The organism is Oscillospiraceae bacterium, from assembly GCA_009780275.1.
Lineage (GTDB): Bacteria > Bacillota > Clostridia > Oscillospirales > UBA929 > WRAI01.
Genome location: WRAI01000002.1, coordinates 125,678 through 134,816 on the forward strand (window position 1 = coordinate 125,678; position 9,139 = coordinate 134,816).

The 9,139-nt window shown below is 48.0% G+C and carries 8 protein-coding genes; 1 reads left to right on the forward strand and 7 read right to left on the reverse strand.

Annotation, left to right across the window (positions count from 1 at the left end; translation table 11 throughout):
- Positions 1 to 96: 96 nt before the first annotated feature.
- The 7 genes from pdaA to FWE06_01335 form a co-directional block, all read right to left on the reverse strand.
- Positions 97 to 837, reverse strand: coding sequence for a delta-lactam-biosynthetic de-N-acetylase (gene pdaA / locus FWE06_01305; protein MCL2545818.1), 741 nt, complete (start codon positions 835 to 837; stop codon positions 97 to 99).
- A gap of 83 nt (positions 838 to 920) precedes the next feature.
- Positions 921 to 1,946 (reverse strand): hypothetical protein, encoded by a 1,026-nt coding sequence (locus FWE06_01310; GenBank protein MCL2545819.1) that lies wholly within the window; start codon positions 1,944 to 1,946, stop codon positions 921 to 923.
- 52 nt (positions 1,947 to 1,998) lie between these two features.
- Positions 1,999 to 5,178 (reverse strand): MerR family transcriptional regulator, encoded by a 3,180-nt coding sequence (locus tag FWE06_01315; GenBank protein ID MCL2545820.1) that lies wholly within the window; start codon positions 5,176 to 5,178, stop codon positions 1,999 to 2,001.
- Between the two features lie 146 nt (positions 5,179 to 5,324).
- The gene (locus FWE06_01320; GenBank protein MCL2545821.1) at positions 5,325 to 5,684 is read right to left on the reverse strand and encodes a hypothetical protein; all 360 of its coding nucleotides are present in this window, start codon (positions 5,682 to 5,684) and stop codon (positions 5,325 to 5,327) included.
- 13 nt (positions 5,685 to 5,697) lie between these two features.
- Complete coding sequence (locus FWE06_01325; GenBank protein ID MCL2545822.1) at positions 5,698 to 5,856, reverse strand: hypothetical protein; 159 nt, start codon at positions 5,854 to 5,856, stop codon at positions 5,698 to 5,700.
- Positions 5,857 to 5,860: 4 nt separating this feature from the next.
- Complete coding sequence (locus FWE06_01330; GenBank protein ID MCL2545823.1) at positions 5,861 to 6,343, reverse strand: flavodoxin domain-containing protein; 483 nt, start codon at positions 6,341 to 6,343, stop codon at positions 5,861 to 5,863.
- Positions 6,344 to 6,417: 74 nt separating this feature from the next.
- On the reverse strand, positions 6,418 to 8,439 hold the full coding sequence (locus FWE06_01335; protein ID MCL2545824.1) for an elongation factor G: 2,022 nt from the start codon (positions 8,437 to 8,439) through the stop codon (positions 6,418 to 6,420).
- A 278-nt stretch (positions 8,440 to 8,717) separates the two neighbouring features.
- On the opposite strand from FWE06_01335, the gene FWE06_01340 reads away from it, so the two are divergent.
- Positions 8,718 to 9,139 (forward strand): MerR family transcriptional regulator (locus FWE06_01340; protein MCL2545825.1); only part of this gene is annotated, 422 nt, incomplete at its 3' end.

A 9,139-nucleotide genomic window follows, 5' to 3' on the forward strand; every position in this document is an offset into this window, starting at 1 on the left:
GTCAATGTGATGGTCGTAAAATAAAAGCAGCACCAGAGAATTTCTTTTGCTGCTTTGGCTATTTCACTGTTCATATGGGGCGGCAGGATGCCGCCCCTACACGCCGATTTCATCCAACCGTCCAAACGTGTAGCCGTTATCTTTCCAGCGTTGTAATAGCTCGTCGAGAATTTCGGCATTTGTTTTGGAGGTATTGTGCAACAGTACAATGGCACCGTTGTGTGTGCGCGGCAGCAGTTTATCAAAAGCTTGTTGTCGTGATGGCTGCTTATTGTTGTCCCAGTCGGCGTATGCCAAACTCCAAAAGACTGTTTTGTAGCCTAAATCTTTCGCCATTTGCAGGCTCTTTTGGCAATACTTACCGCTCGGCGGACGGTAGATTTTTTGCATCTCTTCACCTGTGATATTTTTGTAGAGCCCGGCGAGCGACTCTAGTTCTTGTTTGAATTTTTCGGCACTTAAACCCGACATATTGGGATGCCCATAACTATGGTTGCCAACAATATGCCCTTCTGCCACCATGCGGCGCACCAAGTCCGGCTCTTGTTCGAGGTAGTGTCCGACCAAGAAGAATGTGGCAGGTACGCCGTGCTTTTTCAAGGCATCTAAAATTGGCATGGTGTTGCCATTCTCATAACCTGCGTCAAAAGTAAGATACAGCACTTTTTGGCTTGTGTCCCCAAGATAATATGCATCGTATTCTGCTAAAAATTCTGCTGATTCCTGTCCTTTTGGCGGCTGACCTTGCGCGCCAAAGCCCAAGCCCCAGTTGCTCTCCGCTAAGGCTGTATTTGATAACATCAGGCACGCTAAGCCTGCAAAAATCAATCGTTTCATCTTCTCCAACTCCTTGCCTGCCTACTATTTTCAAAAAATGGGCACGGCATACGAGCTAAATGTTGGAATTGAATATTAATATTCTACTTCAAAGCGTCTTTTACCTGTTCTATCCGAATATCAATTAAATTTTTATACACCTCAAAATCCTGGACACTATATTGCCGACCTCTGGTAATGTTGCAGTTACAATTCGTCGCAGAGACGTCCTCACCGGCGATTTTTATTTTAATAGGTCCGTTACATCCATTCCCGATGAAATTGCAGGAGCGGCCGGGCAATTTACACTTGTGAATATCTTGCTTGATCACATCCAGTATTGTTTTTGCCTTATCATATTGCGAAACAACATCCAAAAACGATTCTAATCTGTTTTTGTGTTTGCCATCTTTTATATCAAAACTATACGGAATATCAATAGACGGCGCGCTTGTTAGTTTAGCCACATTGTTACCTCTATAGGTGAAAATCATCCACTTGCTGCTGAATGCTTTGATTTTCACTTTATCGCTTACGGATTTCGCATGTTCATACAGCATTGAAAATCCTTCTCGCTGCGTATCATTGAAGGAGTGTATAATATCATCAAATGTTAGCACGTATTTTTTGTTGAATACCCGAAAATCACATTCAAACATAGGTGTGTTTCGTTTATGTCGAAGTGGCTGCATCCGATATATAGTTTCTAGAAACAGTGGATACTTTCTATTTGTAATTTCCACCATGTCGTTCTCTACAACAAACGAGAAGCCGAACTTTTGGAGTTTTCGATACGCTTTCAATCGCTTTTCCAGTTTCTTAAACTTTCCCGCCGGAATCAACCATCGCTCGCCGCATACAGTGAGCTCCTTACATTTAAGCACAGTATCAAAAAAGCCTTCATAATGACTGAACCACGTTAGGTCATCTTCCTCATATTGCGTGTGATTTACATACATATCTACCATAATCTCGTTATATAGTTCATGCACCTGTAAACATCCGATTTTTAGTTCATCATCCGTAATATCGCGCAACGTTAAATCAAGCGGCAAAATTTTTGTGCCGTGCCGCCAAACTTTCCATTGCAAGCCGTTTTCAAATTGTATTTGATTTTTATTGAACTTCATTTTACATTTCCTCTATAGGGGCGGCAAGAGCCGCCCTTCACTATACCTTAGTTTATATCTCTATCACTTTTAGCTGTGTCACCGTTACGATAGTACCTTCTATCCCACCGATGCGCACCGGTGAACATAGCTCGTAGCTCGGATCTTTAATCTGATCAATATACCCATACTCGACGCCGGCATGGCGCAACTCATCGTTAACCTTGACGAGCATCGCCTCGCGCCCGATAATCCACTCAATATCAATAAATTCATTGCTCGGCAAACTACCTTTTCCCTTGTAAATGCATTCTTTGCTATCGGCGACATCAAGAATGCGTAAATCACCGTTGCTGCAGAAATGCAATACACCAAAATGGAAGAACAGCCGTAAGTCGTTATTCACTTTGACTCGGACTTTAATTTTAGCCGGACCGTTGAACCAGCGCGCGGCATCAATGCCGCCGATGCCGCCTTGACTGCCGTCATTGGAGCAGTGTACCGACACCATGTTATTATCAATTTTGACAATGTCTGCATCAGCTTTGCTGCTCATCGCCGCAAGATCTATATCGTATACCTCCCGTGCTGCTGCCGCCTCGACGCGTGCGACAGCGGCAGCGAGTTTGGCTTGGCGTTTTGCAATTTCGGCATCCATCGCCGCCTCGTCAAATTGCAGCTGCAAAATACGCAGTATCTCATCCATTTCGTCCGCCGCTTGCCGCAAAACGGCAAGGATTTTCGCGCGGTTTTCTTTGTCTTGCAACGCCTCTTGCGTAACGTTGAATCCCGCCGTCAACGACTCGAGGCCTCCCTCGGCGTTCCATAAATTGGCAATTTTGCCATAACGATTGCTCAAATCTTGCAAGAACGGCACAAACCTCCAATCGGGGTTGAGTGTTGCCGCGCGGCGGAGAAAACCGTGACAGCAGCTGCCGATGGTGGCCATCGCACAGACATACGCGCCCCAATCACCCCAGTCTGTTAATTTCCGATTTTCACAGTCGCGCTCCAGCGTGTCTGCCCACAAGCGGAAGCTTTCCGCGCCCCAGGCATATTGGTCACCTTGTTCCGTTAGCAGCGATGGTAGTTCTGCAATGGCACCCTTACAGAGTTGCGCCATGTCACGTTGGGTCTTTTTCTGCCCGGTAAAAATCCAGCAGCCCTCACCATGGCCGGGCGTTGGCTCTTCAGAAGCTATGCTTTTGATTGCTTTGTCGAACTCAATGCGCTCCGGCTCAGCATTATCGCCCATGATGTAAAGCAGCGTGTTGCCATGGGCTTCATAGCCCACGATAACGCCGAAAATTTGAGGTTCACCCAACCCCCATGAAATCACCGATACTCCTTTGTCGATGAATGCCATCAATGTTTGTCTATACATTTCGGGATTCTTACGCAAATCATCGCCCCATAGCACAGTACTGGCATAACCGCACTTATCAAAGAGATTCTCAACCCACACAGTGTTTTGCTCGCTCAGTCGATAGCCGCTGATGCCGTCACCATAGCACTTGTTGGTTCGCGTATAAAACGGCACAAAAATATCGCCGGTAATGCCGTGAAAGAACTCGTAGTCATAAGCTGTCTCGCCGAGGCTTTCCATGACGTAGCGCGCACAGCCGTTGAACCAGAAATTCTCGCCCCACTCACTGGTGATGAGCCGGTGAATGTTGGGGACGATGTTGTTGCTTCGTTTGGTAATCACAGTAAGTTGATCTCCTTTGACTTTATGTTTGGGTTGTTGTGTGAGTTGTGAAATGCGAATACTTTTGATAATGCGGCGGTCGTTACCATCCGAACCGATGACGACCGGCAGCGCACGCTGACGAGACAAGTCGCGCGCCATGTAGGGAAAATTTTCGCCGCAGCAGAGAATTTCGTCGTTGATAATGCAGGCGATATACTTCTCTCCGACAATCCATGTAAGGCTGTTGTACTCACCGACAGGACGCAGGGTTGCTGTCTTGGCAAAGCGGTGGTAGTCACCAAAAATGGGCTGATTCACGCCCACATTGCGCTCTCGTGAACGGCTGCCGTGGATATGAAATGAGCCGTCAACCGGATTCTTTGTTTCGCCGTCCCAGCCGTGATGAATAAGCACGGGGCCATCGGGCCCGCCATAGCCTTCGCCGCGCTCACATCGAAACTCCATATCTACACGAAAGGGCAGTTTGACAGCGACTTCTGTTGATAACACTCTCGTGGAAATCCACGACGTGTATTCAATTTCACCGTTGTCCATGATAACATAGCGCGGATCATTAATGCCTTTTAGCTTGTCGAGCTTCACATCGACCGCCCATAGCGGCGGATTGGCTGCGTCTAGTTCGGCAATGGTGATGTTCAGCACTTCTTGTGGTTTGTCATAGATTACCGGGTTGGGCACACGCTTTTTGACGGGCACGAGCAAGGATACGAGTTCGCGCTTATCGTCAGGCGAGAGCAAATTTTCAAGCATGGAGGCGCGATCATAGTCGATTTCATAGAATTTGTTATCGTCGAACGCTATCACTACGGCATGAAACCGTTGCCCCAAGTCTTCGTCAAGATATACGTTCACGGTGGCGTAGAGTCCGCCGACGAAATCAACCGTTTGGAAATTTTCGGTCGGCGTAAAGTCATCGGGGATTCGCAGCAGCACTTCGTCTCGCATCTCGAATTGTTCGTGTTGTCCGAGCCTGCCCTCGGCAATGCCGTTAGCGCGAACATATCGCCAAAAACCCTCAATATTGCCGCCTGCAGAGAGCATTCGCATAGGGGGGATATCTATGATAGCGGCCGCTATGGGCGCGGCCAGCCTGTCCGACAGGGAAGATAACGCCTTATAGTTTACAGTTTTTTTATCCACGACCGCGAGACGCTTTTCCATTTCCTCGTAGAGAATAGGCAGTGCCGAGATTTTGGTTACGCCGTTTTGCAGCATGGCCTGCAAGAAGTCATCCACAACGGCGCGCAATTCTGTTAGTGCGTCAACTTCTTCGTCAATCAAGCGAATTCGCTCAACAAATGTCTCAACAACGACACTCATGTCGGCGTTCTCATAGATACGCAAGATGTCTTTGATAGGAATCTCCATCTTACGCAGCACCATAATCTGCTGCAGCCGTGCCACATTCGCCTCGTCGTAGTAGCGGTATTTTTCAAATTCGGGACGATTCGAGGCAATCAGTCCGATTTGCTCGTAATACCGCAAGCTACGTGACGATATACCCAATTGATGCGTTAAATCAGTAATTTTTATCAGTTTCATAGCCGCAACTCCTCCACAAGAATAACCCGATTATATCACTTGACCTAACGTCAAAGTCAACAGTTGTTTTGAAAAATAATTAAACCCCACAAGATAGGGGGATGCAATGTCCCTATCTTGCGGGGCTTAAATTATATATTTCCACTTTACTCATACACACTCCACTCGTGCAGCGACTTGCCGTCCTTGTCCACCAAATTTGTCCAAGTGTTGTCGCCGCCGAATCGCAGAAAAATACCCAATTCATTCGGCGACGGGAAGGTAATATCTTGAGTCGTCACGCTGTCGGCAATCTTGTCTGCGTGGTCGGCGCGGAGTGTTTTGGCGAATTTTGCTGAGTAGTTTAACGTGCCGTCTTTATTGAGCTGCGGGTCAGGCGTCAGCTTAGCGCCGGCTTTGAGCAGCAATTCTTTTCGGCGTTGCCAAAAGACTTTTCCGTGACTGCCGCGATCGGTGAATGTAAACTCAATGCCGCTGAGATCGGCACTCCATTTGTGTTTGTCCATGACAGACCTCCCCTTAGCTAAACAAGTCAATAATGATGTCGATTATACCGAAAAAGATATCAATTGCCCGCTCACCCCAGCTTGGCCTATCGTCCTTTCCCTTATCGCGGCGGCGCGTTTCTTCGTTTCGCTTGCATTGGATCTCGCGGTCGTTGAGCGAATAATCCGGCATGGTTTTATCCTCCCTGCGATGGTTTTATCAGCGCGGCAAACTGCTTGACTTTTTCATTGTCGATGGTGTTTGTATACTCCGTTTGCTTCGTGACAACTTTCATGATGAACCGCTCCATCACACCGGCTTTTTGCGGGTCGAATATACCGCCTAAAAAGCTCACGACGTTTGCTGTTTGCAAAAGCGTTGGCGAGAAGTTTGCTTCAATGGCTTTTTGCTCTTCGTCGAATTGCAGCCCGGACAGAAATAGTCCGATTGTTTTGCCTTGCAGGCTGTCAGCGTTTTTTACGAGAAAGACTTTTGCCTCCTTGCGGACTGCTCCGGCATAGAGGGAACTGCCGATGATGACACAGTCAAATCCAGCCAAATCCGGCGCATTCCCTTGTTTCAAGTCATGAAGCGTTGCGCCGCCGATGTTGTCCGCGATACGTTGGGCGATGCCAAAAGTCGCGCCGTGCTTTGTGGCATAAAGAATCAATGCATTCATACGCTTGCTCCCGGTATAAGTGTTCTGCTTCTCAATCGGGGCGGATTGCTCCGCCCCGATTTTCTATTTACGTCTTATTCTTCCGTTTTGGCGTCTTCAATGACTTTTTGCTGCACATTGGCGGGAGCGTCTTCATAGCGTACAAAGGCAAAGGTAAAGCTACCGCGGCCTTGTGCCATGGAGCGTAGGTCGATGGCATAGCTGTGCATTTCGGCCATCGGCACTTCGGCTTCAATGATTTGCACATCATCAATGGAATCCATGCCCATCACGCGGCCGCGTCGTTTACTGACGTCACCCATAATGTCGCCGGCATAGCTGCCCGGAACAGCGACGCGCAGCGCGCCAATAGGTTCAAGCAGTACGGGATTGGCCGTCGGCAAGCCGTTACGATAAGCCAGTTGCGCGGCGAGTTTGAATGACATTTCGTTGGAATCGACATCATGATAGCTGCCATCGACCAACGTGGCTTTCAAGAACACCATGGGATAGCCTGCCAGCACACCTTTTTGCATACTCTCTCGCAAGCCTTTTTCAACGGCGGGGTGGAAGTTCTTAGGTACGCTGCCACCGAAGATCTTTTCTTCAAAGACCAATTCTTCGTTTTCACACGGCTCAAACTCAACCCAAACGTGGCCAAATTGTCCGCTGCCGCCCGATTGTTTCTTGTGCTTGCCTTCGACTTTGACTTTCTTGCGGATTTTTTCGCGGTACGGCACACGCGGGGCTTCGGTCTGCACTTCGACGCCAAATTTACTCTTTAATTTCGAGCACAATACGTCAATATGTATGTCACCCATGCCGCTGATAACGAGCTGCCGTGTCTCAGGGTTATTGACCAGCGTAAACGTTAAATCTTCGTCTTTCAGCCGATTCAGGCCCGTTGAGATTTTATCTTCCTGCCCGCGTACTTTAGGCGTGATGGCCAGCGAGTAGCATGTCGGCAGGAAGTCAATGGCCGCCAACTCAACGACAGCGCCTGCTGCACATAGCGTGTCGCCCGTTTTAACGTCGGCCAACTTTGCCACTGCACCAATGTCGCCACAGGAAATTTCTTTGACTTCTTCGTTTTTCTTGCCACGCACGACAAAGATATGGCCCAGCTTTTCACTCTCGCCTGTCCGCGCGTTGACCAGCGACATATCGTTGGTCACCTTGCCGCGCAGGACCTTGAAGAAAGAGAATTTTCCATATTGGTCAGACTGCGTTTTGAAGACAAAGGCGACTGTTTTGCCGCTCGCGTCACACAGCACTTCGCTGCCGTCCAACGCCTTTTCGCCCGTACCCTCGGCAGGCGACGGGCAGTAATCGACAATACCTTGCAACAGCGCCATTGTACCTAAATCGGTAAATGCCGAGCCGCAGAAGACAGGCGTCAATGAGCCGGCTTTTACGCCCGCAGCAATGCCTTGTTTTAAATCTTCGGGTGTCAGCGTCTCGCCACTGAAAAATTTATCCATCAATGCCTCGTCGGTTTCGGCAACGTTTTCGGCCAGGTATTCGTAATAGGTGCTGAACTGCGCGGCGTCAGGCGCGGCGACTTCTTTGCCGTCGGCGTCAAACGCCTTGCCGGACGCGATGTCGTAAATGCCAATCGTCTTATCACCGTCCATAACCGGCACAACAACGGGCGAAATAGACGCGCCGAATTTCGCACGCAAGTCTTCCAGTGTTTTGGCGAAATCAGCGTTCTCTTCGTCGAGTTTCCCAACGTAAATCATACGCGGCAACTTATTGCGGCGCACAACTTTTTTCCAGGCCTTTTCGGTGCCGACACCGATGCCATTCTTGGCGCCGCAGAGAATAATCGCCGCGTCACTGACACGCAGAGCTTGTGCCACTTCGCCCTCAAAGTCAGGGAAGCCGGGCGTGTCGATAACATTCAACTTGCAATCGCCGACGTTGATCGGCAATACTGTCATTGAAATACTAATCTGCCGCTTGATTTCCTCGGCGTCAAAGTCGGCTACGGTGTTGCCGTCAGCCACCTTTCCGAGCCTGTCACTCGCTTTGGTCAGATAGAGCATACTTTCGCTCAGGGAGGTTTTGCCGTCACTACCGTGACCCAATAGACATACATTGCGTAATCGGTTCATGGGAAGCCTCCTATTCAATTGTGAAGTTGCGATTATTATACACCAAACGCGGCGCAATGGCAAGTAGAATTTTTGGATAGACTTTGATTAGGTTATTATGGTATAGTGACACTGTTATCTGCGTTTAATGTTTCAGTAGAGTGTTTGACAACAACTTTATATTTTTTGTATTCGGCGATTAAAATCGAACACGAAAAATTTAATAAAAATGTTTGAAAAAAGGCTTGACTCTCTACTTAGTGTATAGTTTATGATAGCTGTGATGCATGATGGTTTTTGTGAAAAGCGTAGTTTTCGCCAAAACCACCAACATCATCAACATCGGCGGCATGGCCGATAAATATTACCACTATACGGAGGTTGTCATGGACAAATTAACTAAAATCAAGGATGTCTCTACACTATACGAGGTCACTACCGGAACACTTCGCTATTACGAAAAAATGGGGTTGATCAAAAGCAGTCGTTGCGAAAGTTCGGGGTATCGTTTGTACGATGAAACAGCACTTGTTCGCTTGAAGCAAATCCTTATCCTACGAAAAATGAACATTTCAATTAGCGACATCGGAGAAATTTTTTCGGCAAAAAATTCCGAAGCTGTGTTGTCTGTGTTGGACAGAAAAGTAGATGACATTGACAGCGAAGTAGCACTGTTACATGAACTGAAAGAAATCGTATTGGAATTCATACGACAAATGCG

Bases quoted from the DNA above. Each gene is read 5' to 3' on its own strand.
- pdaA (MCL2545818.1), bottom strand. From the start codon at position 837: ATGAAACGATTGATTTTTGCAGGCTTAGCGTGCCTGATGTTATCAAAT.
- FWE06_01310 (MCL2545819.1), bottom strand. From the start codon at position 1,946: ATGAAGTTCAATAAAAATCAAATACAATTTGAAAACGGCTTGCAATGG.
- FWE06_01315 (MCL2545820.1), bottom strand. From the start codon at position 5,178: ATGAAACTGATAAAAATTACTGATTTAACGCATCAATTGGGTATATCG.
- FWE06_01320 (MCL2545821.1), bottom strand. From the start codon at position 5,684: ATGGACAAACACAAATGGAGTGCCGATCTCAGCGGCATTGAGTTTACA.
- FWE06_01325 (MCL2545822.1), bottom strand. From the start codon at position 5,856: ATGCCGGATTATTCGCTCAACGACCGCGAGATCCAATGCAAGCGAAAC.
- FWE06_01330 (MCL2545823.1), bottom strand. From the start codon at position 6,343: ATGAATGCATTGATTCTTTATGCCACAAAGCACGGCGCGACTTTTGGC.
- FWE06_01335 (MCL2545824.1), bottom strand. From the start codon at position 8,439: ATGAACCGATTACGCAATGTATGTCTATTGGGTCACGGTAGTGACGGC.